This is a genomic window from Pseudomonas sp. AF03-9 (assembly GCF_020515815.1).
Taxonomy (GTDB): Bacteria; Pseudomonadota; Gammaproteobacteria; order Pseudomonadales; family Pseudomonadaceae; genus Aquipseudomonas.
In genome coordinates this window covers 71,015-96,461 of sequence record NZ_JAHPJF010000016.1, presented here as the reverse complement: position 1 = coordinate 96,461, position 25,447 = coordinate 71,015, and the positions used below count along the sequence as shown (strand labels likewise).

At 57.8% G+C, this 25,447-nt stretch carries 30 protein-coding genes; 8 read left to right on the top strand and 22 right to left on the bottom strand.

Annotated features, from left to right (window positions below):
- Positions 1-3 precede the first annotated feature (3 nt).
- From modB to LIY36_RS20320, 7 genes are all read right to left on the bottom strand, one after another.
- Positions 4-684, bottom strand: coding sequence for a molybdate ABC transporter permease subunit (gene modB, locus LIY36_RS20350; protein ID WP_192300007.1), 681 nt, complete (start codon positions 682-684; stop codon positions 4-6).
- A complete protein-coding gene (gene modA, locus LIY36_RS20345) occupies positions 685-1,437 on the bottom strand; it encodes a molybdate ABC transporter substrate-binding protein (protein ID WP_226456854.1) in 753 nt (250 codons plus the stop codon).
- Positions 1,438-1,550: 113 nt separating this feature from the next.
- A complete protein-coding gene (locus LIY36_RS20340; protein WP_226456852.1) occupies positions 1,551-2,615 on the bottom strand; it encodes an NAD(P)H-dependent flavin oxidoreductase in 1,065 nt (354 codons plus the stop codon).
- A gap of 105 nt (positions 2,616-2,720) precedes the next feature.
- The gene (gene ada / locus LIY36_RS20335) at positions 2,721-3,767 is read right to left on the bottom strand and encodes a bifunctional DNA-binding transcriptional regulator/O6-methylguanine-DNA methyltransferase Ada (protein ID WP_226456851.1); all 1,047 of its coding nucleotides are present in this window, start codon (positions 3,765-3,767) and stop codon (positions 2,721-2,723) included.
- A 76-nt stretch (positions 3,768-3,843) separates the two neighbouring features.
- Complete coding sequence (gene alkB, locus LIY36_RS20330; RefSeq protein ID WP_226456850.1) at positions 3,844-4,509, bottom strand: DNA oxidative demethylase AlkB; 666 nt, start codon at positions 4,507-4,509, stop codon at positions 3,844-3,846.
- Positions 4,510-4,513: 4 nt separating this feature from the next.
- Positions 4,514-4,678, bottom strand: a complete 165-nt coding sequence (locus LIY36_RS20325; protein WP_017734220.1) for a hypothetical protein — start codon at positions 4,676-4,678, stop codon at positions 4,514-4,516.
- Between the two features lie 26 nt (positions 4,679-4,704).
- Positions 4,705-5,007, bottom strand: coding sequence for a DUF1883 domain-containing protein (locus LIY36_RS20320; RefSeq protein WP_003173824.1), 303 nt, complete (start codon positions 5,005-5,007; stop codon positions 4,705-4,707).
- Between the two features lie 213 nt (positions 5,008-5,220).
- Between LIY36_RS20320 and LIY36_RS20315 the strand changes: the two genes are divergently transcribed.
- Together LIY36_RS20315 and LIY36_RS20310 are read left to right on the top strand one after the other, a co-directional pair.
- Positions 5,221-5,571, top strand: coding sequence for a hypothetical protein (locus LIY36_RS20315; RefSeq protein ID WP_192300012.1), 351 nt, complete (start codon positions 5,221-5,223; stop codon positions 5,569-5,571).
- Positions 5,572-5,592: 21 nt separating this feature from the next.
- On the top strand, positions 5,593-5,823 hold the full coding sequence (locus LIY36_RS20310; protein WP_192300013.1) for a hypothetical protein: 231 nt from the start codon (positions 5,593-5,595) through the stop codon (positions 5,821-5,823).
- A 1-nt stretch (position 5,824) separates the two neighbouring features.
- Here LIY36_RS20310 and LIY36_RS20305 read toward each other — a convergent pair whose 3' ends face one another.
- The 11 genes from LIY36_RS20305 to LIY36_RS20255 form a co-directional block, all read right to left on the bottom strand.
- Entirely contained in the window at positions 5,825-6,106 is a 282-nt protein-coding gene (locus LIY36_RS20305; RefSeq protein ID WP_226456849.1) for a hypothetical protein, read from the bottom strand.
- A gap of 164 nt (positions 6,107-6,270) precedes the next feature.
- Complete coding sequence (locus LIY36_RS20300; protein WP_226456848.1) at positions 6,271-7,239, bottom strand: fimbrial protein; 969 nt, start codon at positions 7,237-7,239, stop codon at positions 6,271-6,273.
- A 99-nt stretch (positions 7,240-7,338) separates the two neighbouring features.
- On the bottom strand, positions 7,339-7,887 hold the full coding sequence (locus tag LIY36_RS20295) for a fimbrial protein (protein WP_226456847.1): 549 nt from the start codon (positions 7,885-7,887) through the stop codon (positions 7,339-7,341).
- Positions 7,888-7,896: 9 nt separating this feature from the next.
- Complete coding sequence (locus LIY36_RS20290) at positions 7,897-8,376, bottom strand: fimbrial protein (protein ID WP_226456846.1); 480 nt, start codon at positions 8,374-8,376, stop codon at positions 7,897-7,899.
- A 13-nt stretch (positions 8,377-8,389) separates the two neighbouring features.
- The gene (locus LIY36_RS20285; RefSeq protein WP_226456845.1) at positions 8,390-8,902 is read right to left on the bottom strand and encodes a fimbrial protein; all 513 of its coding nucleotides are present in this window, start codon (positions 8,900-8,902) and stop codon (positions 8,390-8,392) included.
- The gene (locus tag LIY36_RS20280) at positions 8,895-9,473 is read right to left on the bottom strand and encodes a fimbrial protein (protein WP_226456843.1); all 579 of its coding nucleotides are present in this window, start codon (positions 9,471-9,473) and stop codon (positions 8,895-8,897) included. The genes LIY36_RS20285 and LIY36_RS20280 overlap by 8 nt, the downstream gene beginning before the upstream one ends.
- Before the next feature lie 21 nt (positions 9,474-9,494).
- Entirely contained in the window at positions 9,495-10,244 is a 750-nt protein-coding gene (locus tag LIY36_RS20275; RefSeq protein WP_226456842.1) for a fimbria/pilus periplasmic chaperone, read from the bottom strand.
- Positions 10,241-12,850 (bottom strand): outer membrane usher protein, encoded by a 2,610-nt coding sequence (locus LIY36_RS20270; RefSeq protein ID WP_226456841.1) that lies wholly within the window; start codon positions 12,848-12,850, stop codon positions 10,241-10,243. The genes LIY36_RS20275 and LIY36_RS20270 overlap by 4 nt, the downstream gene beginning before the upstream one ends.
- Before the next feature lie 19 nt (positions 12,851-12,869).
- The gene (locus LIY36_RS20265) at positions 12,870-13,424 is read right to left on the bottom strand and encodes a fimbrial protein (protein ID WP_226456840.1); all 555 of its coding nucleotides are present in this window, start codon (positions 13,422-13,424) and stop codon (positions 12,870-12,872) included.
- A gap of 55 nt (positions 13,425-13,479) precedes the next feature.
- Positions 13,480-13,989: a fimbrial protein gene (locus LIY36_RS20260; protein ID WP_370694915.1), complete on the bottom strand. Its 510-nt coding sequence runs from the start codon at positions 13,987-13,989 to the stop codon at positions 13,480-13,482.
- Between the two features lie 539 nt (positions 13,990-14,528).
- Positions 14,529-14,714 carry a hypothetical protein gene (locus LIY36_RS20255; RefSeq protein ID WP_049713265.1) on the bottom strand — a complete coding sequence of 62 codons (186 nt, stop codon included), beginning with the start codon at positions 14,712-14,714 and terminating at the stop codon, positions 14,529-14,531.
- A 308-nt stretch (positions 14,715-15,022) separates the two neighbouring features.
- On the opposite strand from LIY36_RS20255, the gene galU reads away from it, so the two are divergent.
- Positions 15,023-15,862: a UTP--glucose-1-phosphate uridylyltransferase GalU gene (galU, locus tag LIY36_RS20250; protein WP_003212579.1), complete on the top strand. Its 840-nt coding sequence runs from the start codon at positions 15,023-15,025 to the stop codon at positions 15,860-15,862.
- Positions 15,863-15,968: 106 nt separating this feature from the next.
- Positions 15,969-17,327 carry a glutathione-disulfide reductase gene (gene gorA / locus LIY36_RS20245; RefSeq protein ID WP_226456837.1) on the top strand — a complete coding sequence of 453 codons (1,359 nt, stop codon included), beginning with the start codon at positions 15,969-15,971 and terminating at the stop codon, positions 17,325-17,327.
- On the opposite strand, the gene LIY36_RS20240 is transcribed toward gorA, so the two are convergent.
- Positions 17,328-18,335, bottom strand: a complete 1,008-nt coding sequence (locus LIY36_RS20240) for a DNA-binding protein (protein WP_226456835.1) — start codon at positions 18,333-18,335, stop codon at positions 17,328-17,330.
- A 170-nt stretch (positions 18,336-18,505) separates the two neighbouring features.
- Between LIY36_RS20240 and LIY36_RS20235 the strand changes: the two genes are divergently transcribed.
- From LIY36_RS20235 to ahpF, 3 genes are all read left to right on the top strand, one after another.
- Entirely contained in the window at positions 18,506-19,438 is a 933-nt protein-coding gene (locus tag LIY36_RS20235) for a site-specific integrase (protein ID WP_226456834.1), read from the top strand.
- Between the two features lie 133 nt (positions 19,439-19,571).
- Positions 19,572-20,135: an alkyl hydroperoxide reductase subunit C gene (ahpC, locus tag LIY36_RS20230; protein ID WP_010210361.1), complete on the top strand. Its 564-nt coding sequence runs from the start codon at positions 19,572-19,574 to the stop codon at positions 20,133-20,135.
- A 120-nt stretch (positions 20,136-20,255) separates the two neighbouring features.
- Positions 20,256-21,812: an alkyl hydroperoxide reductase subunit F gene (gene ahpF, locus LIY36_RS20225; RefSeq protein WP_226456832.1), complete on the top strand. Its 1,557-nt coding sequence runs from the start codon at positions 20,256-20,258 to the stop codon at positions 21,810-21,812.
- Between the two features lie 50 nt (positions 21,813-21,862).
- Here ahpF and gloA read toward each other — a convergent pair whose 3' ends face one another.
- Positions 21,863-22,384 carry a lactoylglutathione lyase gene (gene gloA, locus LIY36_RS20220; protein WP_012724171.1) on the bottom strand — a complete coding sequence of 174 codons (522 nt, stop codon included), beginning with the start codon at positions 22,382-22,384 and terminating at the stop codon, positions 21,863-21,865.
- A gap of 195 nt (positions 22,385-22,579) precedes the next feature.
- Between gloA and LIY36_RS20215 the strand changes: the two genes are divergently transcribed.
- Positions 22,580-23,116 (top strand): DUF4946 domain-containing protein, encoded by a 537-nt coding sequence (locus LIY36_RS20215; protein ID WP_226456831.1) that lies wholly within the window; start codon positions 22,580-22,582, stop codon positions 23,114-23,116.
- Between the two features lie 112 nt (positions 23,117-23,228).
- Here the strand turns inward: LIY36_RS20215 and LIY36_RS20210 are convergent, their stop codons facing one another.
- Both LIY36_RS20210 and LIY36_RS20205 read right to left on the bottom strand, forming a co-directional pair.
- A complete protein-coding gene (locus tag LIY36_RS20210) occupies positions 23,229-23,594 on the bottom strand; it encodes a histone-like nucleoid-structuring protein, MvaT/MvaU family (RefSeq protein WP_192300020.1) in 366 nt (121 codons plus the stop codon).
- Between the two features lie 198 nt (positions 23,595-23,792).
- Positions 23,793-25,334, bottom strand: coding sequence for an EAL domain-containing protein (locus LIY36_RS20205; RefSeq protein WP_226456830.1), 1,542 nt, complete (start codon positions 25,332-25,334; stop codon positions 23,793-23,795).
- Positions 25,335-25,447 lie beyond the last annotated feature (113 nt).

Here is a 25,447-nt window from a genome sequence, read left to right as displayed (position 1 = left end):
TGGTCAGCTCCAACCCATCTTGGTTTTACGGCTTGAGTAGAGCGCCAGCAACACGAGGAACGCGAACACCACCATGGAGCCCGCCAGCCAATGGGCCTGGGCATATTCCATGGCTTCGACATGGTCGTAGATCTGCACCGAGACCACGCGGGTCTTGTCCGGGATATTGCCACCGATCATCAGTACCACGCCGAACTCACCCACGGTGTGGGCAAAGCCGAGGATCGCAGCGGTGATAAAGCCGGGGCGAGCCAGGGGCAGGATTACGCTGAAGAAGGTGTCCCAAGGATTGGCGCGCAATGTCGCGGCGACTTCCAAGGGACGTGTGCCGATAGCGCAGAACGCGTTTTGCAGCGGTTGCACCACGAATGGCATGGAATAGATCACCGAGCCGATCACCAGCCCGGAGAAACTGAAAGTCAGGGTACCCAGGCCCAGCCATTGGGTGAACTGGCCGAAGTAACCGTTGGGGCCCATGGTCAACAGCAGGTAGAAACCGATGACCGTCGGTGGCAACACCAATGGCAAGGCGACGATTGCACCGATGGGGCCGCGCCACCAGGAACGGGTGCGCGACAGCCACAGGGCAATCGGAGTGCCGATGACCAGTAGGATCACTGTGGTCAGTGACGCCAGCTTGATGGTCAACCAGATGGCGGAAAAATCGGCACTCGTTAGCGGCATTTAGAGCTCGTAACCGTAGGACTTGATAACGGCCGCGGCCTTCGGCCCTTTCAGGTATTCAACCAAGGCCTTGGCAGCCACGCTGTCCTTGCCCTTGTTGAGGATCACCGCGTCCTGTTTGATCGGGTCATGCAGGGACGAAGGGACAATCCACGCCGAACCGCTGGTGACTTTGCCGTCTTTATAGATCTGCGACAAGGCCACGAAGCCCACTTCGGCATTCCCGGTGGAGACGAACTGATAGGCCTGGGTGATGTTCTGGCCTTCGACGAGCTTGTCCTTGACCTTGTCGGTCAGGCCTTCTTTGGCCAGCACTTGGGTCGCGGCCAGGCCGTATGGCGCAGCTTTCGGGTTGGCGATGGACAGGTGCTTGAATTCGTTCTTCTTCAAGACTTCACCCTTGGCGTCTACATAACCGTCTTTGGCCGACCACAGCGCCAGGGTGCCGACGGCGTAGGTGAAGCGCGAGCCTTTGACGGTGTCGCCTTCGGTTTCCAGTTTTTGCGGGGTGGTGTCATCGGCGGCAAGGAACACTTCGAATGGCGCGCCGTTCTTGATCTGGGTGTAGAACTGGCCGGTGGCGCCGTAGGCCGCGACCAGTTTGTGGCCGGTGTCTTTTTCGAAATCGGCGGCAATTGCCTGGATCGGTGCGGTGAAGTTGGCGGCGACGGCGACTTGCACTTCGTCGGCGTGGGCCGCACCAACGGTGAGGGCGGCGACCAACGCGGCCAGGCGTGAGACCCGAATCTTCATAGAGCAGCTCCTTAAAGGGTGTACGGCTTGTTATAGGGAGAAGGCTTTACCGCTATCTACGGGAATATATAGCGGTTGGCCATTGCCGGTACAGTGCCAAGTTGCCCCAGGTGTCAGTTCTTCTTGAGTTTGGCCAGGGTCTGTTCGGCCAATTGGCGCGTCAGGTCATAGGTGGACAGCTCTTTGCCCAGGCGCAACGCCTGGCCTGACCACAGGTTGCTGAAACCCGCTTCATCCTTGGCCTTGAGCGGCATCAGCGCGCCCCCGGACCTTGGAAAGGCCGGCGCCAGGATATTGATCGGGCCCAACTCGCGCATGACCCGGTTGAGGATGCCGCGTGCCGGCCGCCCGGTGAACAGGTTGGTCAGCGCGGTTTCACTTGCCTGGGCATGGCGCAGTGCATGGCGGTGGGCTGCGCTGACGCTGGCTTGGGGCGTAAATAGATACGCCGTTCCTACCTGCACGGCCGAAGCGCCCAAGGCGAACGCCGCCACAATCCCACGCGCGTCGGCAATACCTCCGGCGGCAATCACCGGTACATTCACGGCGTCGACGATCTGCGGCAGCAGCGCGAACAAACCGATTTGAGTGTTGAGGTCGTCGCTCAGGAACATCCCACGATGCCCGCCAGCTTCAATGCCCATGGCAATGATCGCGTCGCAGCCGTGTTGTTCCAGCCAGATTGCTTCTTCGACAGTCGTGGCCGATGACAGTACCTTCGCCCCGGTAGCTTTCACACGCTCCAGCAAGGCTTTTTCCGGCAGGCCGAAGTGGAAACTGACGACTTCGGGGCGGAACTCTTCAACCACTTGGCAGGCGGCGTCGTTGAACGGCGCACGATTGGATACCGGCGTAGGCGCCTCGAAGTCAGCGCCCAGCTCGCGGTAGTAGGGTTCCAGCAATGCTTTCCAGCGCTGATCGCCGGCTTCATCCGGTTCGGGCGGTTGGTGGCAGAAGAAGTTGACGTTGATCGGGCGCGTGCTGCCTTGGCGGATAGTGGTCAAGGCTTCACGCAGTTGCTCGATGCTCAGGGTTGCCGCCGGCAGCGAGCCGAGCGCGCCGGCCGCATTGGCGTCGATGACCATGGCAGCGGTCGTCGCCCCGGCCATCGGCGCTTGAATGATCGGCACTTCAATGCCCAGCAGGTCAAGAAGGCGGGTTTCTGGCCAGGTGCTCATGGGGTGCGTCTCCAGCTTTAGTAGGATTTTTCGCTGTTTTAGCAGGGCCCTTGGCGGTCGGCCAGTCTGTTTTATTCACTGGACGCAGGTACATTTTCGTGATGCTCAAGGCTGGCCTTCGCGCTCCAGCAAGCGCCGCTTGCGTTCCACCCCCCAGCGGTAACCCGATAGCTCGCCGTTGCTGCGCACAACGCGGTGACAGGGAATGGCCACCGCCAGGTTGTTTGCCCCACACGCCTGGGCCACCGCGCGGTACGACTTGGGCGCGCCGATACGCTCGGCGATCTGCGCATAGCTGGCGGTGCTACCCAGCGGAATGTCCCGCAAGGCTTGCCATACCCGTTGCTGAAAGGCCGTGCCACGCAGGTCCAGCGGCAAGTCCAGGCCCAGGGCGGGGGTTTCGATAAAACCCACGACTTGCGCGATCAACTGTTCAAAGCCGCGGTCAGCGCCCACCAGTTCGGCCTTGGGGAACTGATCCTGTAGATCACGCACCAGCGCGTCCGGGTCATCGCCCAGCAGGATCGCGCAGACGCCACGGCGACTTTGTGCGACCAGAATCGCCCCCAACGAGCATTGGCCGACGGCAAACAACATTGCGCTGTTGGTACCGCCGGCCTTGTAGTCGCTGGGCGTCATGCCGAGCAGTTGGTCGGCAGATTCATAAAAGCGGCTGTTGGAGTTGAAGCCAGCGTCATACAGCGCATCTGTGACCGAATGCTGGCCCTTGAGCGCCTCGCGCACTTTGCGTGAGCGCCGGGCGTTGGCGTACGCCTTGGGCGTCAGGCCGGTGACGGCTTTGAACACGCGATGAAAATGGTAGGGGCTGAGCCCGGCGTGCGCGGCCAGCGTGCTGAGGCTGGGCGGGGCGTCGGCCTGCTCAATCTGGCGGCACGCCTCGGCCACCAGGTGCGCGTGGTGTTCCGCCAATTGGGTCTGATCGCCGGCCGCGCGTTTACTCGCGCGGTAGCCTGCGGCCTCGGCTTGCGCCGGAGTGTCGAAGAACTGGATATTTTCCGGGCGTGGCAACCGCGAGGCGCTGCTGGGGCGGCAATACACACCGGTGGTTTTGACCGCATAGACGAACAGCGTATCGGCCTTGGGGTCGCGGGCGACGACGGCGGCCCAGCGCGGGTCTTGTTCGGTTTTCATGGCCTCTGCACTCTGAATGGAGATGCGCAGATTAAACGCAGCGCACCGGCCTGACACTCTGAAGCTTGCGCTCGAATTATCCTGCCGTGCGAAACGTCAGGTTGATGCGTTGCGGGCCCATGATCGGGTGCAGGCCTTCCTTGATTGGCATCACGCCGTGAAAACGCAGGCGGTCAACGCCGCCCCACACAACCACGTCACCATGAAACAGCGAAATTTTTTGCGTCTTGTCACTGCGTTCATGGCCACCAAACAGGAAAATCGCCGGCAAACCGAGGGACACCGATACCACGGGCGCGTCGAAGCGCCGCTCATTCTTGTCCTGGTGCAGGGACATTTTCGCACCCGCAACGTAGCGGTTGATCAGGCAGGCGTCGGGGCTGAAGTCGATGAAACCGGCATCTGCCGCGGCCAGCACGGCCAGTTCACGCAACTCATCGGGCATCGCTGGCCAAGGCTGCTGGCTGCGCGGGTCCAACGAGGTGTAGCGGTAGCCGTGGTGCGCGCTGGTCCAGCCCAGCGCACCACAACTGCTCAGTGCTGCCGACATGGTAAAGCCGCCAGGGGTCACCATTTGCCGAAACGGGGATTGCGCCAGAATGCCGCGTAGCGCGGGCAGAAGGCGATCGATCCAGGGCAGGGCATAGCCCCTTAGCACGTAGGACTCATCGCCGATTTGTTCACGCCCTGCGGGTTGTTGCAGGGCGTCATCGGCAAACAGGTCAGCAGTGGGGCCGGACATCGGCTTACAGCGCCTTGCTCACAGTGATGTCGGTAATTTCATCACTGGCATCGTGAATCTTGGCCAGGGCTTGCTTGGCTTCTTCCACGCTGTTGCTGTGCAGTTGGGCGAACTCGAAACGGCGCTCGCCGTTGAGTTTGTACTTGATGACGTATTTGGTGGTGGTCACTGCTTGTTTCCTGTGAAGGGCCCGGATCAGCTCAGTTTGGTGCTGGTACGACGGACGATACGGATCTTGTGGGACAGCGCTGGTTTGCGGGTCACGCTGATGGCGCGGCGGGTGACCACATCCAGCGTGATGTTCCAGAAACCGGTGCTCGGTGCGGTGATCTTGGCTGGGAACTTGTCGAACGCGCCGCCGTGGTAGGTGTGGCGGCCGCCATTCTTGAAGCTGCGGAAATTTGCGTCGCTCATCAGACGGATATTACAAGTCTGTGAGCATTCGATGACGACAATGTCTCCCTCATTGAGGTGCTCGCGCTGGTGGATGAATTTCATGGGGGGCGTCTCCAGAAGGACTTTTTCTGAAAAATCAGAACGATACGTAGGTTAAGATAGAGTTTATCAGCCCCAGCGCTTTTATTATCGGGCCGTTGTCGATGACATCGACAATTTAAAACAGTTATTTCTCGAGTTATCAGGGATAAATCCTACGTGGGCGGGAGAAAATTACCATCCCCGCTGTCGTAGGATCTTTATCGGAGGTTTTGTATGAAGTGGAGTGTGTTGGTTTTGGCCCTGGCGATAGGTGGCTGTGCTTCGGTTGCCGATATCAAGCAGACCCCGCCCACCCTTGCGGTCATTTCCGGCAAGAAGCCGCAGGAATATGCCGCTTGTGTGGTGCGCAAACTATCGACCACCCGTCGTCCGCCGCAGATCGAGCCGCACAAGGATGGTGTACGGGTGATCGTACCGCAGAAGTTTTCCGCCGACCCTTCAGCGATTTTTGAAATTGAAGAACGCTCCAGCGGCAGTAGCATCAAGCTCTACGAGAGCATGTCCAATGTGCCGATCCGTCCGGGTGATGTGAAAAAGGCTGGGGAAGATTGCATTTCTGGCTGATGCCGTTACGGAATATTCGATATGAAACGTGAACACGTCACCGCCCGTCACGCCGAGGGTCAGATCTCGGCCACCCATGTCATCCAGAATCCCGCCGACCTTGGCGAGTGGATCGTCTTCTTCAAGAAAAGCGGCGGGCGCAGTTTTTTTCTGGTGGACGAACACGATGAAGTCGAGTCCTTTGCCAGCCTCGATGACCTGACCGAAACCCTGCGCGGGCTAGGTATCAAGTTCGCCGAGATTCACCTGTAGCCTATTTGCACACCACCACGACGCTGCGGCTTTTATAGTTGCCGACGTCTTTGCCCAGGGTTTTGTCGTCTTCACTCAAGGCCGGCGTGCCCTCGGTGCCGACGATGCGGTAGCCGGTGCCTGCACACGAGGCGTCGGCCTTTTCGTAGCAACTGGCCCACGAGTTGGCCTCGCCCGAGCAATCGACGGTCAGGCCTTGCTCGCCGTTTTTCAGATAGACGTCAGAAGTGGTGGTGCACCCGGCGAGCGCCAGGACTGCAATCAGTGCCAGAAACTTGTTCATAGAGGCTCATCATTGAGGGTGTTGGAGGGGACGCTGACACAGTCGTGGGGCGTTGAGGCGAGATTATAGCGGACTGCCACCTGGCACGCAGTCACAGAATACACGCTGCGACTGCACGCCCTCGGCAAGCACCAGAATGATCGTGGCTCAACGTTTTGTGCGGCTCATGGCACGCCCATCACGAGTACGCCGCTACCGGAAATGGCCCCAGCGGCAGGCAGTGAACCCGCTCGGCGAACCAGCGTGAACGTCACATCGTCCCCTCCGACACTGTTGGTGATCTGCGTCAGGAATCTACCGTTGACTTGTACCGCTGATCCCGCCCGGATCAACGCTGTGCCGACGTCCGTATTGGTCATCCTCAGCAGCCGCGAATCAAACGAAGAGGGCGTACCTTTATAGGTAATGGTGATGGGGGAGGTAATCCCGCCGGCCGGGCATGAGTAGGTCAGTCTGCGATTGCTGCGGATCGGCGTGGTCAATGGGTCGGTGCCGATTTCCCTCTGGTTGACGGTGCCAAAGTTGATTTCGATCGGATTATTGTTGTTGATCGTGCAGGTTGATGGGGAAACGGTAAAGTTGTTGGCTGCGGTGTATGTGACAACCAGCAGTGTACTCGTAGTGTTGTAGTTGTTTGTCTGGCGCAAGCGTAATACCCCAAGGGTGTCCCCTATTCGAATGTCGATAGGGTTCGTCGGGTTGTTGCGGATCAAGATATAGGGCGTTACGTCGATTGGCACACCTATGCCGTTATTGAGCATTGATGCCAAGTACAATTCATAGGGGACTGGGGTGTTATAGTGCGTGCCATTTATTCGCAAGCCCGTACCTTGGCTGACAAATTTGGGGCCGGGTGTCCAAGGCGCGCCGGCCAGTGCCGAGGTTCTCCACAGGTCTAAAAATGTCGGAAATGGCTGGCCGGGCGTGAATCGGCACTCCAGCCTAGCCCCCTCAAGGAGCAGACGGGTACTGTCAGCGCTCACCCGGACGGTGACGGGGACCTGCAGGTTTAAAGTTCCGCCTGCGCCTACATGCTGCCAAGCGCCACTATTTACGCGGCAGTCTGCAGCGCTCACTGTCGTCGTAATGCCCGTCAAGATGAGGAGCGCAATGGCTCCGTATAGTCGTTTCATGTGTACTTCTCTTTTGCCCCTCTACCCGGGGTTCGCTCGGCGAGCACGCCGTCCGTTCTTTAAGGCCGACCGGGGAGAGATGAGGTTTATCTGAGGTCGTTACGGATAGTCCAGCGTGAACGTGGAGGTCACTGTGTACCTGCCGTGCCCGATGGTTTGGTCCTTGATTGCGTCCGGTTCGCCCTGCACGTAGGCTTTGAGCTCAATGACGTTACTGCCATTGTTCAACACCTGTTTGTCGCTGACGGTGTTCACGGGTAACGGCTTGTTATTCGGTGTCTCTATGCCGAGCCCGATGCCCGTGGCGCCGCTGCTACCATCCAGTGCGAACAGTCCGGGCAGGTTCCTGTTTTCTGTGCCGCCCAGCATGATGCTGACCGTGTCTCCAATCGAGGTATCACAGTTCTCCAGATGCACCTTGAACCCCTTACCTTGAGTGCGCGTATTGATGTAGAGGTGCTTGCTGGTCACATCCCAAAGTTCCAGCGTGATTGCTTCATCACCCGGACGAATCGTGCAAGCCTCTTCAACCAGGTTTCCCTTGAAACGCAGGTTGTCCGCGGCATTCCCCTTGGGTGTCAGCGCGAAGGCCAGCAGTAGGATCAGCCAGGCACATGTCCATCCTTTGTTTTCCCTTGCATGTCCCATGGACGGCTCCTATTGGTATTCAGCCAACAGCGTGGCCACCGCCGCAAAGCTTGCGGGGGCCAGCGTTGCGCCGGGTTGTTTGACGGGCACGACTTCCAATGTAGGCGGGGCCGACAGGACGATGTCCATGGGTGTGTTGAGTGGAAACGGCGCGTCATTCTGAAAGATCCGAATACCCAGCGCCGGCACGCTGGTTTGCACCGCCGCACCATCGAATGCCGTGGGGGTCCCGTTGACACTCAACTTCAGCATCCAGGGGAGGGTAGCCGCGCTGCAGTTGATGGTGTACGGGACTCCCTTGCGGTACTCCACTCCGTCTACGCGCTTTACGCCTACATCGCCAAAGTCGACTTCAATCGTGTTGCCTGCATCAATGGTGCAAGGCGGAGGCTCGTTCAAGGTTCCGCTGAACGTCAGGTTGGCCAACGCACTGCTGCACAGGCCGATGGAACACAAGGCGAGCAACGCTCGCTGCTGCCAGCATCTCATTGATCATTCCTCTTCATTGATAATCGACCACCAGGGTGGCGGTCGCATCAAATGCCCCTCCGGTCAGTTTGCTGCCCACACGCTTGACAGGCACCGCTTGCACCATTGGAAAGTTCGGATAAGTGAAATTCACGGCAGTATTCAGCGGCCAGTCGCCGCCATTGACGAACAGTTTTACCCCCAGGTCTGCTTTGCGAGTGCTCAGCACGCGATTGTCAAACCCGGCCGCCGTGCCCTTGAGCTCCAGTTTCAGCGCGTTGCTGAACGGGGAGTCACAGGTGACGGTATAAGGCACATTTCGCCGGTAATTGACCCCATCCACCCGCGACGTCAGCAAGTCGTTGCCAAAAGGCACATCCAACGTAATACCGCCGTTAATCACACAGGGCGGAGGCGCGATGATGACTGCGCGGATAGCCAGGCTGGTTTCAGCCTGCACACCTGGGCTGGCGGCCCACTGCAGGCCACCTCCTATCAGAACGGCCCAAAGACCGGTTGTCTTCACTATCATTGTGGGCTTACTCATAATTGAGCCGGAAATCCACTACTGCCCGAAACGCCCCGCTGGATAAGGATGCTGAGGTGCGAGTGGCTTGAACATTCCAGGTCTGGGTATTGCTGCCCAGGGGCAAAAACAAGGGTTCGCCCCTGGAGCCCAGCTGTACATCGCGCCCCAAGGCGTCGGTCAGGTGCAAGCCCATTCCCGTGATGCCTTGTACCTTGACCAAGCGGGGGTCATCAGCATCGGCGGGTGCGTAAAACGCCACTGACACCACGGGTTGAAAGGCACTCCACACCAGGTTGCCCGTGCGTTCACTGCGGATGCCACCGGCTTTGCGTTGGCAATCGGCAAAGCGCAGTTGAAAGGCGACCGGGCTTGCCTGGTCACCAGGGCGTCGTAATTGGCTAGTCGAGATGGCCCCGAGATCGATCGTTTGATGCATCGATGTCATTTCCAGAATGCAGGGGGTTTCATGCATGGACCCGTTGATGTTCAGCAGGCCGCTCATGCCTTCAACATCATCATCCTGAGCGTGTGCCCTCCCAATAGAGGCCAGCAGCAGTGCACCCAGGATCTTCACGTTGTGCGACTTCATGACTTCCTCCGGCAACAAGCGTTATTCATTGGGCGTTGCTGCTTGCGCGTCGACTTTGCACGTGTTGCCAGCACAGGTGAAAGCCATCAGTGGGCGACCGCCGTAATCGTTCACGTAGGCCAAATGCGGAGTTGTACCGAGCGACTTGGCCGTTGGCCCCAAGGTCATCGAACCTTTTGGGGGGATCATCAGCGGTTCAAAACCCGGTACGGTTTTGCCGTCCTTGGTGGTGCGCGCATCCACCAGGGTCACGTAATAAGGCGTTGGGTTGTTGACTTGGTAGCGTTCACCCTCACGGATCAGCGTGAGCTTTTCCTGCCAGGGGTTGGAGAGATCTTGCTGGCTGGGCGCAATAGCTTTCGGCCGGTAGAACAATTTGATCCGCGTCTGCAGCGCAATCTGCAGGGTGTTGGGTTTATCGCTGCGCGGCGGAATCTCTCTCAAGTTGAAGTAGTAGACCGTCTCTCGATCCTGCGGTAACGACTTGGCCGCCGGTAATGCCTGTACTTTCAACTGGCTCTGTTTTCCAGGTTCCAGGCGTTGAACCGGCGGTAGCACGATCAAGGGCGAAGTGATTTTTTTGCCTTCTTCATCCTCAATCCAGCCTTGAGCCAAATACGGTAGCTGGGTGTTGTTGTTGGTGATATTGACGCTGGTTGCTTCTTTGCCACCATCGAAAATCACTCGGGTACGGTCTAGGCCAACGGCGGCGTTGGCGTTATGACTCAAGGTCAGGGCCAACAGCGTGGTGAGGGGCGTATTCAGCCTCATGAGGATGTTTTCTCCGTATCGGCGCGCTGGCCGGTCAAGGTGGCGGGCTCAGGCGAGGAGGGGTCGGTGGCTACCATCCGGCAGCCCAGTTGCAGGGCATCGGTCAAACCATCAGCAGGCAGGACGTTGGGCAAGGTCAGGATGCAGCGTTCGGTGCCACCCCAACTGACGATCATGTGTTGACCGGCCTGGATGCCGCTCAGGTAAACATTGCCGCCGTCATTCACAATGCCGGTATCCTGCTGTTTCGCGTTTTTCACCGTCGCGCCGAAGGGCGGTGAGCTGCCATCGGGCAGGCGCAGAACGGCCATGGCTTTTTCGCCGGCAATCACGGACAGGGACCGATAACCGATAGCACCTTCGGTGAGTGTCAGCTGCGTGACGGATTGGGTGGCTTCGATATTGCTCGGCAAGCTTTCCAGGTCGACACTGGCAGCTGTGCGCAGATAGCTGCCGACATCGGCAATCACCGCTTTACCGAACACATTGCTACGGGTCGGTGCGCCGTAACCGCGCACGGGCACATCGGCGACCCCACCCGTGTCAACCATCAGGCGGGTTCCGCCGGTGCTGTTGGTGCGATGCAGTGCTGCGCCATAGCGCGTGAGCGTGCCACCACCGCGAGCCGACACGCTGAGCGTGGAGTAACCGCCTTCCTGCCTGCTGGCGGCAAGGTCGATGTCAGCCTGGTCGCCGGTATGATTCAAATAACCACTGGCGCCTTTGTCGCTGGCACTGAGCTGGTAACTGTTGCGCTCATCAAGGCGATCGCTGTAGCGCGTGCCCAAGCCGTTCTTCCCTGCGGCTCTATTGGCGTCCATCGACAGTGTACCGGTGTGCCCAAACGGCAGGCTGACCGTCAGCGATACGCCGTTATCCCGATAGTTGTAATCCAGGGTTCGATACACGTTCAGGGAGGCGTTCATGTTTTTGACGGTTCCGATATTGAAATAGCGCGACGCCGACAAGTTCCAACGCTGCGTGGCGGGACGGCCCCAATAAGTTTGTTTGTTGTAGCTGGCGTACACGCTGGCCCCTAAATCACGAAACTGTTTATTGATGGTCGCGGTATACAGCGCCTTGCTATCACCGATAGGTCGCCAGCTCCTTAAGAGATCACCGTTGGCGTCACGCTCGGCAAGTTCGCCATTCAGGCCGTAATGACGAGCGTCCAGGTATTCACTCATACTCAGGTAGTTCTTCTCGGAAAAGCGGTAACCGGCAAACGTGATTTGGCTGTCGTATTCTTCGAAGTGTTTGGAGTATTGAAGTCGGTATGATTTACCCGAGAGCGTTTCACCCCACACCTCAGCGCGCGCTTGAGTGACGTCCAGCGAGAGCGCGCCGAAGGCCAGCAGGTCACGGCCTACCCCGACAGATAATGCGCGATAGTTGTTATCCGCGATGCCGCCGCCATACAGCGACCAGCCGTTGTTGATCCCCCAGGAAAACTCCCCCGTTCCAAAAAAGTCGCCATCGGCGCCATATTGGAGATTGGACGGTCGCCCCGTCGCCACTTTGTAACGAACGTGCCCAGGCCGCGTCAGGTAGGGCACGCCAGCCGTATCGAACTGGTAGCTATGTACCGAACCATCCTGCTCTTCCACCCTTACATCCAGCCTGCCAGTGACCGCGTCGTTGAGGTCTTGAATGCGAAATGGCCCCGCTGCGACCAGCGTTTCATAAAGCACGCGCCCTTGCTGGCTGATGGTGACCTTGGCGTTGGTCTTGGCCACCCCGACCACTTCCGGGGCATAGCCACGCAGGTTGGGCGGCAATTGGCTTTCGTCAGAATTGATCGCGGCCCCGGTGAAACGGAAGCTGTCAAACACGTCCGAATAAAGATAGTTTTCGCCCACTACCAACCGTGCTTGCAGTTGCGGTATTGCGCGGTAAGCGTAGTAACGGCTCCACTCCAACTGCTGCCCGCGCCCGGACGAGTCTTCGCGATCCTGGTCGACACGGCCTTGCCAGTCAGCCCTCAAGCGCCACGCGCCGGCATTGGCCCCGATCGTGCCGTTACCACTGATGTTGCTGCGCGCCCGGTCATTTCTCTGCTGGCCGGTTTGCGCCGTCATGTTGTAGTCAATCAGCAGCCCGGACACCCCTTCGTCCCAGCGTGAGGGCGGGTCCCAATTGGTCGCGTTATATTCAAGGTAGGCTTGAGGCAGGTTGATGCTCAGCGTGGAAGTGGCCAAGTCACCACTGACTGCCATCCCAGGCAGGCTCTGTATGTCCAGGCATTGTCCATCTTTCCACCACGTCAGTTTGGCGGTGCTGGACGCCTTCAAGCCCAACTGCGATACAAGACCTTGCGATAAACAAGCCAGGCTTCCTTTAGGGTCGTTATCGGGAGGGTAAAATGCCACCGAGTATTCAGATGTAGGCTGGTTATTTATTTGTATAACCATTGAATAAGTGCCCGGCAGAATAAAGCCACTGCGGGCAAACCGGGACAAGTCAATGTTGGAACGATCACTGAGATCAAGAACATCAGTGTTGAACTCGATATCTCCGGCACCCAACGCAGTTCCCGCCACAGAGAGTAAACCGCCGAAGAGTAAACTTGGGCGTAGTGCATTTATGACCTTCGACGCATTCAACATGAAAGCAATCCATCAATGTTCAAAAGTATTCCAACTTGAACCGCACCGCAGCCGTGTGGGCGCCAGGCAAAACCTGCAGTCCGTTGCCGACCAGGCGAAGCGTGTAGTTCAGCGTCATGTCGCCTTCTTTCAACGGATGTGGAGGCATCCGCTCGCCTGGCACGCTCTCTTGACCCAAGGAATCCCAAATATGCAAGGCCACGCCTTGGGATAAGCCTGACGTGGCGAAGGAACGGCCGTCTCTGTCGCGGTCTCCGTCAAACGTCACGCGCATATGCTCCCAGTCAGGCAACGTTGCACCGGGGCGATTGGGATCAGGGCGAGTCAGTGAACAGTTGACCAAGCGCAGTTGGAAGGGGTGTGGCGCGCCCAGCGAATTTCTCAAGAGTCGGCCGATGGGTTCCGCTGGCATGTCAATCGTTTGATCGATACTGGACAATTCCAACCCGCAGGCAGAATCAACAACGTTTCCACCTAATGTGACGATCCCATCGCCTTGACCTTGTGCAAAGACAACAGGGCAGATGAACATCAGCAGTGAAGTGGCAATAGCGCGGTGTATGAATGTGTTCACCGTAATCTCCCGCCAAATACCCCCGCCACATACATATAAGTAGCGGGGGAAACACTTACTGGTAAGCCAGGGTGAAATTGGTGACTGCGGTGAAATCACCAGGGACGATGGCGCCCGTAGCTGCACCTTGTACATAGGCACCGAATTGCAACGTGTTATCACCAGCGACAATGGCCTGCGGGGTAGTTGGCTTGCCCAGTTCAATAACGTCGCCACCATGTGTCATCATGATGCCAATGTTGCCCGCTCCCCCGACTGTACCGATCGCTCCCGGCACTGCGGTTGATGGCGCAGCCGTGAACGTCGTGGTCACGGTGTTGTCGGTAAGGCCGGTCAAATCGCAGCCTTCAAGTTCGATCAACACAGGACGGGCATTGGATCTTCCACCATCTTGCAATTGGTGCTTGGCAATGGCACCCAAGTTCACGGATTGATCTACGGACTCAGGCTTGATAGAGCAGGCGCCGGAGTGAACAGAGCCGTAAAATGTAACGGTTCCATCCGCCGCTTGAGCAGTGGCGATCGAACCTGCGAGCAGACTGATTGCCAACAACGTAGTTCTCATTTCAATTTTCATTTGCAAAGACCCATCTATTAGTAAGTGTCATGAATAAATCCTTTCGCAGTTGCGGGCAGGACCTTCCAGGCTTGAAACAATGGTCAGCGCCATTGTCAAACGGGTGTTACTGCTTCGGGCCATCCCTCGGCATCAGTATGAAAAATTGCTTTTTTCAACTAATTGCATTGCCAGTTCTGGGTTTGTTCAAAGCACGGCAATTATTGGAGCTGCACTTGAAAAAGTAAGTCGCCCGATTCGCCTAATGGCGTGGCCTGAATATGTCGGAATGTGTAAGAGGGATGTGGCTATTTGCCAAAACTTAAAATCCATCTGTAGGATTTTTACTACATTGCAATTGGTGAGGGCGTTTTGTTTTTTTCGTTGGCTGTAAGACTGGGATTACGGACTTGTGAAAACAATAATGGCTCATGCAGTTTTATCAAACTGACGCTAGGCCGTGAGTGATAAAATTCTTGGATTGTGAAAAATGAATGCGCACAAAAAAGCCCCGCTCAGCGGGGCTTTTTTGTGCAGGGCCTTGCAGCTTACTTGCCCTTCGGTCGCTTGCTGGACGCATGGCCCGCTTCATCCACAAACACTTCCGCTACCGCGATCGCTTGGCTTTCGGTGGCAAATGCGCCCGCGACGCTGTCGCCATGAAAGTTGATCAAGTGCCAGCCGTCCGCACGTTGGGTGATCAGGTAGCCGTTTACGCCTTTTGGTTCTGACATCTATCAATCTCGGGGGTATGGTTCAAGGGCCTAATGATAGCGCCAAATGTCGCGGGGCCGCGCATGTTATTGCCGGTCAGTGTCCAAGGGGCAAAAACGTGCTAAATAGGATGCAGGCCCAAGAAATACTGGGGCGCCAGCCGCTTTTTCACTGCTGGTGAGGGGGCTCTTTGTAAGATAAGTGGAACTTACGTCGGGATTTTTTCTCTATGATGACATCGCAACGCCAGCAGGACCCATTGTAAGGTGGCTGCGGCCTGATTAGACTGCGCCGAATTCCGTACGCACAGCCCTTTGTAAGGACTTATATGATCAAGAAATGCTTGTTCCCAGCAGCCGGTTACGGCACTCGCTTCCTGCCAGCGACCAAAGCCATGCCTAAAGAGATGCTGCCGGTGGTGAACAAGCCACTGATTCAGTACGGCGTCGAAGAGGCACTGGATGCCGGCCTGAACGAAATCTCCATCGTGACCGGTCGCGGCAAACGCGCACTGGAAGACCACTTCGACATCAGCTACGAGCTGGAAAACCAGATCAAAGGCACCGACAAGGAAAAATACCTGGTTGGTATCCGTAAGCTGCTGGATGAGTGCTCGTTCTCCTACACCCGTCAGACCCAGATGAAAGGCCTCGGCCACGCCATCCTGACCGGCCGCCCGCTGATCGGTGACGAACCGTTCGCCGTGGTCCTGGCGGATGACCTGTGCGTCAACCTGGAAGGTGATGGCGTGCTGACCCAGATGGTCAAGCTCTACCAGAAATACCGTTGCACTATCGTTGCCGTTCAAGAAGTTGATCCTCAAGAAACCAACAAGTACGGTGTAATTGCCGGCGACGACATTGGTGATGGCCTGATCCGCGTACGCGACATGGTTGAAAAACCAGCGCCGGAAGATGCCCCGTCGAACCTGGCGATCATCGGCCGTTACATCCTGACCCCGGATATCTTCAAGCTGATCGAAGAGACCGAGCCAGGTAAGGGCGGCGAAATCCAGATCACTGACGCCTTGCTCAAGCAAGCCAAAGACGGTTGCGTGATTGCCTACAAGTTCAAAGGTCGTCGTTTCGACTGCGGTGGTGCTGAAGGCTACATCGAAGCAACCAACTTCTGCTACGAGCACTTCTACAAGACTGGCAAGGCTTACTGATCCACGGTTGCCAAACCTGTTTCAAGAGAAAGCCACCTTAGGGTGGCTTTTTCGTTTTTCAGTCCCATGTAAGTCGGTATGCTGATTGCCTGCCGAGGAGAGTGAAATGGCCTACGATTTTGATCTGTATGTAATTGGTGCCGGTTCCGGCGGTGTTCGCGCTGCGCGTTTTGCTGCGGGGTTTGGCGCCAAAGTGGCCGTTGCGGAAAGCCGCTACCTGGGTGGCACCTGCGTAAACGTGGGCTGCGTGCCGAAAAAACTGTTGGTGTACGGCGCGCATTTTTCCGAGGACTTCGAGCAGGCCAGTGGTTTTGGCTGGTCGTTGGGCGAAGCAAATTTTGATTGGGCGACACTGATCGCGAATAAAGATCGCGAGATCAATCGCCTCAATGGCATCTACCGCAACCTGCTGGTCAACAGTGGCGTGACCTTGCATGAAGGGCATGCGCGACTGATTGATCCGCATCAGGTGGAAATAAATGGCGAGCGCTTCACCGCCAAGCACATCCTGATCGCCACGGGCGGCTGGCCGCAGATCCCGGAAATCCCGGGGCGCGAGCATGCCATTGGCTCCAATGAAGCGTTCTTCCTCAAAGAGCTGCCCAAGCGCGTGTTGGTCGTTGGCGGTGGTTATATCGCCGTTGAATTCGCGGGCATTTTCCACGGTCTGGGTGCGAAAACTTCGCTGCTGTATCGCGGCGACCTGTTCTTGCGCGGCTTTGACGGCGCAGTGCGTACGCACCTGAAAGAAGAACTGACCAAGCGCGGCCTGGATCTGCAGTTCAATGCCGACATCGAGCGCATCGACAAGCAAGCCGATGGCAGCCTAAAGGCCACCCTGAAAGACGGGCGCGTACTCGAAGCCGATTGCGTGTTCTATGCCACTGGTCGTCGCCCGATGCTGGACAACCTGGGCCTGGAAAACACCGGCGTCAAACTCGACAAGCGTGGCTTCGTCGAAGTGGATGACCTGTACCAGACCGCCGCCCCTTCAATCCTGGCTATTGGCGATGTGATCGGCCGTGTGCAACTGACGCCGGTGGCCTTGGCTGAAGGCATGGCAGTCGCACGGCGCTTGTTCAAGACGGAGCAGTACCGCGCGGTGGATTACGCAATGATTCCGACGGCAGTGTTCAGCCTGCCGAACATTGGCACCGTAGGGTTGACGGAAGAAGAGGCGAAGCAAAACGGCCACAAGGTGCAAGTCTTCGAAAGCCGCTTCCGGCCGATGAAATTGACCCTGACCGAGTGCCAGGAGAAAACCTTGATGAAACTGGTGGTCGACGCCGACACCGACAAGGTGCTGGGCTGCCATATGGTCGGCCCGGATGCCGGCGAGATCGTGCAAGGCTTGGCGATCGCGCTCAAGGCCGGCGCGACCAAGCGGCATTTCGATGAGACCATCGGCGTGCATCCTACGGCGGCGGAAGAATTCGTCACCATGCGCACGCCTGTGGCGGACTGATCAGGCGTTTGGCGTTGCCTCTGGGGTCGTTGCAACGGCGGCCGCCAGGCGCAATGCCTCGATACTCGCCTGGGCCTTGATAAGGTCCAGTTCCAGGGCCTTATTGGCGTGCTGGTATCCGGTCAGGGCCTCCTGGCGGGACTGGCTATCCAGCACGGCAACGCGCAGGCGCTCCTGAAGCAAGGTGCGCTCACTCTCTATCACGCTCACCTGATCGCTCAGTTTTAGTTGCTGAGCCTGGTCTTTGCGCGCTTGCTCCTGCAGTGCCGCCAGTTCCTTTGTTATGACGCGCTGCTCAATCAACAGGCGCTCATTGTCCCGATGCAGTTGAGTGATTTCATCCTGGCGCACCATGGCGCTCTGCTGGGCCTGGCGCAATTCAGCCTGGACCTGTTGCAGTTGACCTTCATGGCGCCGCTGTTCCTGTTCGCGCTGATCCTTGACCGCATTGCGGTAATGCTCCAACGCATCGCGCGCGTGCAGGTGTTTGTCTTCCAGTGAGCGGATCTGCTCGTCCTTGTCGTTAATGCGCAACTCGTAATCGCTACACGCCTGGCTCAGGCCGGCATTGCGGGTCTGCTCGGTCTGCAGGCTGCTACTGGCGGTTTGCAGCGCGGCGCTTTCTTCGGCCAGGGCGGCCGCTTGGATGTCGAATTGTTGCTTGAGCTGGCTGTGGGCCTCTTCCAGTGCTTCCAGCTGGGCGAGCAGGGCGGTTTTCTGCTGCTCGAACTGGGCCTGGGCCAGGTCGATGGGCTCCTGGGCTTTTTCTTTCAGGCGCTGGGCCAGGCGTGCCACCAGTTCGCCCAGCTCATCGTCGATAGGGGCCTGGGTGATGGTCTGGCGGCTTTCGCTTTCGTCCAGCTCCTTCAAATAACGATGAATCGTGGTTTTCGAACCGGTATTGCCCATCTCGATGCGCACAGCGTCGATGCTGGGGTTCTCGCCGCGAGCCAGAATCGCCAAGCGTGCCGTTTGAACTACTGCCTTATTAATGCCGCCGCGCGCCATGGGGTCTCCGTCGATTTAGTACTGTGGTACGTAGTATGTAGATACATACCTTATCACGAATAAAAACCCGTTGAAATTCATCAATTAACAGATGGGATATTGGCGTATTATCCCGTGTCATCGACGTTTTAGCCGCGCGTACATACGCAAGCGGTACGAATAGGCTTCCCATGAGCGATCTGGACCGTTATCTAAATGCCGCCACCCGCGACAACACGCGGCGCAGCTATCGCGCAGCCATCGAGCATTTCGAAGTGAGCTGGGGCGGATTCCTGCCAGCCACCAGTGACAGCGTGGCGCGCTACCTGGTCGCGCATGCCGGTGTGCTGGCGATCAACACCTTGAAGCTGCGCCTCTCGGCATTGGCGCAGTGGCATACGAGCCAGGGCTTTCCTGACCCGACAAAAGCGCCGGTGGTTCGCAAGGTGCTCAAGGGGATCCGTGCTGTGCATCCGGCACAAGAGAAACAGGCCGAGCCACTGCAACTAAAGCACCTGGAACAGGTGGTGGCGTCCCTGGCGACTCAAGCGCAAGCCGCCGCTCAAGACCACGATCAACCACGGCTGTTACGCGCCAAACGCGACACCGCGCTGATTCTGTTGGGCTTCTGGCGTGGCTTTCGCAGTGATGAACTCTGCCGCCTGGCGATCGAACACGTGCAGGCCACCCCCGGCGCCGGCATCAGCCTGTATCTGCCGCGCAGCAAAAGTGATCGGGACAACCTTGGCAAGACCTATCAGACCCCAGCGTTGCTGCGCCTATGCCCGGTGCAGGCCTACAGCGAGTGGCTCAGCGTTTCGGTGCTGGTGCGTGGCCCGGTGTTTCGCGGGATTGATCGCTGGGGCAACCTGAGCGAGGAGGGGTTGCACCCCAACAGCGTAATTCCATTGTTGCGCCAGGCGTTGGAGCGTGCGGGTATTGCAGCCGACGCGTACACCAGCCACTCATTGCGCCGTGGCTTTGCGACCTGGGCCCATCGCAGCGGCTGGGATTTGAAGTCGTTGATGAGTTACGTCGGCTGGAGCGACATGAAATCCGCCATGCGCTATGTTGAAGCGACACCCTTTCTCGGGATGACCCTGGCAACGCAGCCGCTGCTTTAAGATTTCTTCTATTAATACGGTTAGCTGATAGACAAAGCCAATCGCGAGCATCAGGTTTGCCAATGAGCCATCGGCCCAGAGACTGGGTAGGATTCACTTCATCAACTTCTTAACCCCTGACGGAGAGTCAACGATGCCTATCATCAACAGCCAAGTAAAACCGTTCAAAGCTACCGCATACAAAAACGGCAACTTCGTAGATGTGTCTGACGCTGACCTGAAAGGCAAATGGTCCGTCGTGTTCTTCTACCCAGCCGACTTCACCTTCGTTTGCCCAACCGAGCTGGAAGACCTGGCTGACAACTACGCCGAATTCCAGAAACTGGGCGTCGAAATCTACAGCGTTTCCACCGACACCCACTTTGCCCACGCTGCCTGGCACAACACCTCGCCAGCCATCGGCAAGATCCAGTACACCATGATCGGCGACCCGACCCTGACCATCTCCCGCAACTTCGACGTCCTGATCGAAGAGGCAGGCCTGGCTGACCGCGGTACTTTCGTGATCAACCCAGAAGGTCAGATCAAGATCGTTGAGCTGAACGACGGCGGTGTTGGCCGTGACGCTTCCGAGCTGTTGCGCAAAATCAAGGCTGCCCAGTATGTCGCTGCCCACCCGGGCGAAGTGTGCCCAGCCAAGTGGAAAGAAGGCGAGGCCACCCTGGCTCCGTCCCTGGACCTGGTCGGCAAGATCTAAGTCAATGAAGTATCCAGGGCGGGTATCCGCACCTTAAGTCAGCTGCAACCGCCCTCAAAAACGCCCGGGCGAGATTCGCTCGGGCGTTTTTTTTACCCAGAATTAAAGGAAATCGCCCGTATGTTGGACGCCAATCTTAAAGCTCAGTTGAAGTCATACCTGGAACGGGTCACCCAGCCGATTGAGATCGTCGCCTCCCTCGATGACGGCGCGAAATCCCAGGAAATGCTGGCCCTGTTGCAGGACGTTACCAGCCTCACCACGCTGATCAGCCTGAAAACCGATGGCAATGATGCGCGCAAACCATCGTTTTCGATCAATCGCCCGGGTGCCGAAATCAGCCTGCGTTTTGCCGGCATCCCGATGGGCCATGAGTTCACTTCGCTGGTGCTGGCCCTGCTGCAAGTCGGTGGCCACCCGTCGAAGGCCAGTGTCGAGGTGATTGAACAGATCCGCGCCCTGAAAGGCGAGTTCAACTTCGAGACGTACTTCTCGCTGTCCTGCCAGAACTGCCCGGATGTGGTCCAGGCGCTGAACCTGATGGCCGTGCTCAACCCGAATATCCGCCACGTCGCCATCGACGGCGCGCTGTTCCAGGCAGAAGTGGATGAGCGCCAGATCATGGCGGTGCCAAGCGTTTACCTCAACGGTGTGAACTTCGGTCAGGGCCGCATGGGCCTGGAAGAAATCCTCGCCAAGCTCGATACCAGCGGCCTCGAAAAAGCCGCCGAGAAGATCAGCGCCAAAGACGCGTTTGATGTGCTCGTCGTGGGTGGCGGTCCGGCCGGTTCGTCTGCTGCGATCTACGCTGCGCGTAAAGGCATCCGCACGGGTGTCGCCGCCGAGCGGTTTGGTGGCCAAGTGCTGGACACCATGTCCATCGAGAACTTTATCTCGGTACAGGAAACCGAAGGGCCGAAACTGGCCAGTGCCCTTGAGGCGCATGTGCGCCAGTACGACGTAGACATCATGAACTTGCAGCGCGCCAGTGCCCTGATCCCGGCGAAGAACCCCGGTGAACTGCACGAAATCCGCTTCGAAAGCGGTGCGACCCTCAAGTCCAAGACCGTAATCCTGGCCACCGGCGCCCGTTGGCGTGAAATGGGTGTGCCGGGCGAGCAGGAATACAAAGCCAAGGGCGTGTGCTTCTGCCCGCACTGTGATGGTCCGCTGTTCAAGGGCAAACGCGTAGCGGTGATTGGCGGCGGTAACTCTGGCGTGGAAGCGGCCATCGACCTGGCCGGTATCGTCAGCCACGTAACCTTGCTGGAATTCGACAGCAAGCTGCGCGCCGACGCGGTGTTGCAACGCAAGCTGCACAGCCTGCCCAACGTGGATGTGATTACCAGCGCGCTGACCAGCGAGGTCAAAGGCGATGGCCAGAAAGTGACCGGCCTGGCCTACAAGGATCGCGACAGCGGCGAGTTCAAGACGGTCGATCTGGAAGGCATTTTCGTACAGATCGGTTTGCTGCCCAACACCGACTGGCTCAAAGGCACTGTCGAACTGTCGCCCCGTGGCGAGATCATCGTCGATGCCCGTGGCGAGACGTCACTGCCAGGGGTGTTCGCCGCCGGTGATGTAACGACTGTGCCGTACAAGCAGATCGTGATTGCCGTAGGCGAGGGCGCCAAGGCTTCCCTGAGTGCTTTTGATCACTTGATCCGCACGTCGTAAGTTGCCTGGCTGAAATGAAAAACCCCATGAGTGATCATGGGGTTTTTTGTTTACAGCGGTGCTGGCTGAATAATTTCGACCCAGTACGCATCCGGGTCCTTGATGAACGCCAGGCTCTTCATGCGGCCATCGCTCAGGCGTTTCTGGAAATCACAGCCCAGGGCCTCGAAACGTTCGCAGGCGGCAACAATATCCGGCACCGAGATGCAAATGTGGCCAAAGCCGCGCGGGTCGGTATTGCCGTTGTGGTAGGCGAAGTCGGCGTCGTTTTCGGTGCCGTGGTTGTGGGTCAGTTCCAGGATGCCCGGGATCGACTTCATCCACTGCGTGCGCTCAGCCGCGTCGGCTGGAATCTGGGACTTGTCCACCAGGGCCAGGAAGTACAGGCTGAATTCGGCTTCCGGGAAGTCACGCTTCTCAACCAGCGAGAAACCAAGGACGCGCGTATAGAAATCCAGCGACTTGGTGATGTCTTTGACCCGCAACATGGTGTGATTGAACACGAAGTTCGCGGTCGCGGTATCAGGTTGGGCGGTGACGCCCGGGAAGGTGTTCAGTTCGTGCAGGCTCATGGGCCCTCCAGAAAAAAATGGGGCAAACGCAACTCCTATAAGGAGCGGTTCCTTGGCTTGCGGCCGGCATCCGTGCAGCCGGGCCATGATACGCAAGCCCCGACCCCGGCGCCAAATTAAAAAGCCCACGCAGGCCTTGCGACCAGCAGGGGCGGGGCTCAAACTTTAACGCTTGGCCCTCTGGTGTTTTTTGCAATGATCGAATTACGTAAAGCGTTGTTGAGCGCTGTGTGTTTGCTGCTGGTCAGCCCCTTTGCATTGGCGACCGAGCCGCAAATCCATTGGCCCAGTGGTTGGCAAGTCGAGGAAGTCACACCCGACGGCGAAGCGCCCGTTCCTCCTCAGGCAGTGTCGCGCCAGCGCGCGATCAAGAATGATGAAAATGGCTTGACGCTGATGGTCATGGAATTGACCGGCACACCGATTGAAGAGGGGCACAAAGTTAATCTTGAGGGCGTATTGATGGAAATGCGTAAATCCATCCAGAAAGATTTCGCCCGCAGCGGCTATCAAAGCGTGTGCAGTAAGATGCACACGACGACCTTGAGCCGTCTCGACGCCCTGGAAACTACTTGTGTGATTACCGAGAATGGCCGGCGCGTGATTTCGCAAACATTGGTGGGCGCGATTGATGCGGATAAGGCGTATGTTTTTTCATACGCAGGCCAAGCCCAAGCGTACGACGCCAGTAAGGACGAAGTCAGTTCGGTACGTGACAGCTTGAAACTTTGAGCGCGATACACCGAACGCGTTTGAACAATATGAAATGTTAGTTAAGTTCGTTTTCGAACCCTGAAGCAAAAAAAGCCCCGCAAGTGCGGGGCTCTTTGTTAGTGCGTGTTGATCAGCCGCGAAGCCAGGAATCTACAGTGGCGGCGCCGTACTGTTCTTTCCAGGCTTTCAGGCCGCGGTGGTTGCCGCCTTTGGTCTCGATCAGTTCGCCGGTGTGCGGGTTCTGGTAGACCTTGACCACACGTGCACGGCGCTGTTTCGGGGCGCTGGCGGTTGCAGCGCTGGCCTTGCCCGGGTTCGGGTCAAGGATGGAGATGATGTCGCGCAGGCCTTTGCCGTAGCTTTTCATCAGCGCTTGAAGCTTTTCTTCGAATTCGATTTCTTTCTTCAGGCCAGCGTCGTTCTTCAGCGACTCCAGCTGGGCCAGCTGCTCTTGAAGGGCTTTTTCTGCTGCGCGAAATTCGGCGAGTCTGGACAAAATCTGTACTCCAATAGTGTAGTTGGCGGATACAACTGCAGACAAAGCTATGAGCCAACGGCTTTAAGGTGACTTAAAGAAAGTGGCGCTTTTTGCGAGTTCTGCACAGGCATGAAAAATTGTAGTAGTTAATCCGCCACGAGTAAATCACGTCTTTTGTGTAAACAACATTATTTCAGCTTGTTAGTGGCCGGCTATTCAATGGCTGCCCAGCGATTTAATGAATTCATCACAGGGTAACGGCCGCCCGAACAGGTAACCTTGCAGGAAGTCCACACCTTGTGCCGCCAGGTATTCGCATTGCTCGACTGTTTCCACGCCTTCGGCAACGATGCCCAGGTCGAGCTTGCCGGACAGTTCTATGATGCTGTCGAGAATATGCCGCGAGAGCGCATCCGCACCGATCATGGCGACAAAGCTTTGATCAATCTTCAAGTAGTCGACATTGAAGTTGCGCAAGTAGCCCAAGCTGGAATGCCCTGTACCGAAGTCATCAATGGCGATCATCACCCCTAATCCATGCAGGGCGTCGAACAAGCGTCGGGTTGTATCGGTCGGCTTGATCAGCTCGCGTTCGGTCAATTCGAGCACCAGCGTGACCTGGCCAGGCGCGAAGGCGCCGAGGAATTCGCGACAGTCCTCAACCAGCGCCAGGTCTTCGCAATGGCGTGCGGTGATGTTCACGCCGATATGGAAGCCCGGGCTGAAGCGCTCGGCGTGCGGTGCCAACTGCGCGGCGGTCTGGCGCAGCAGGGCGCGGGTCATCGGCACGATCAGGCCTGAGTGCTCGGCCAGGGGAATGAACAAGTCCGGGCGCACCAGGCCTTCCTTCGGATGCTGCCAACGCATCAGCACTTCACAACCGGCCCACGCACGGGTATCGCCGCGCACCACGGGTTGGAAATACGGTATGAACTCGTTGGCGCCCAACGCCCGTTGCAGCTCATGGGTCGGCGCGCAGGAGCGTTTTTGCAGCCAATGCGCGAGGACGCCGGCCAGTATCCCGAAGAACACCAGCAGGCTGAACAACGCCGGGTAGCGGGCTTCCATGTAGCGCCACACTTCACCGGACGGCATGCCGGCCTCGACGCTGTAGTGATAGCGCGTGGAGGCCAAATGATGATGCGCCACGGCAAATTCCGGCACGGCGCTGTCATGCACCTTGCCGCTGGCGTCCAGCCAGTTGGGCCCCACTTGCAGGACCAGCAGCGCGTAGCGGCTGATCAGGCGCAGGGCGTTGGTCAGGTGGTAGCCGTCAATCGAGGCAAACGCGGCTTTGTCGCCATCGACCAGGCGATACACCAGGAGCGCCGTATCGGGGGTCACCGGGTTGCCGTTCATCAACCACAGATTGCCCTCAACGTAGTCATCCGGGTTCACCGGCGACGCGTACTCACCGCCAAACAGTGAGCTGCAATAGATGTTTCTCTGCCAGGACAGCGTCGTGGCACGCACAAACGGGCGGCGCGTGACTTGTTCACGCAAGGCCAATTGCGCGGCGTTATCACAGGGCTGCCCGGCCAATGGAATCAGGGCCTGGGCGGCGAGGGCGGTGTTGTCGAGCATCAGGTCGAATTGACGCACCGCTTCAAGGGCGGTCTGAGCAGTACTCTGCTGTAGGGTGCGTTCGGCTTGCCAGTACAGAATGACCACGCCTAAAACCATCGGTAATAGCCCGCTGAGCACGGTGATCATAGAGCGGGTGGCGCGTTTTCGCGGGCCGTTGAGGGTCAGGGGCATGGAAGAAACGGCCTGTAGCAAGGTGGGAAAAGCGCCGAATGGCAATTCAGATTAAATCGATGATAGATGGCGCGGCGCAATTAAGCTCGCTGTACCTGGCCGTTCGGCCAGTA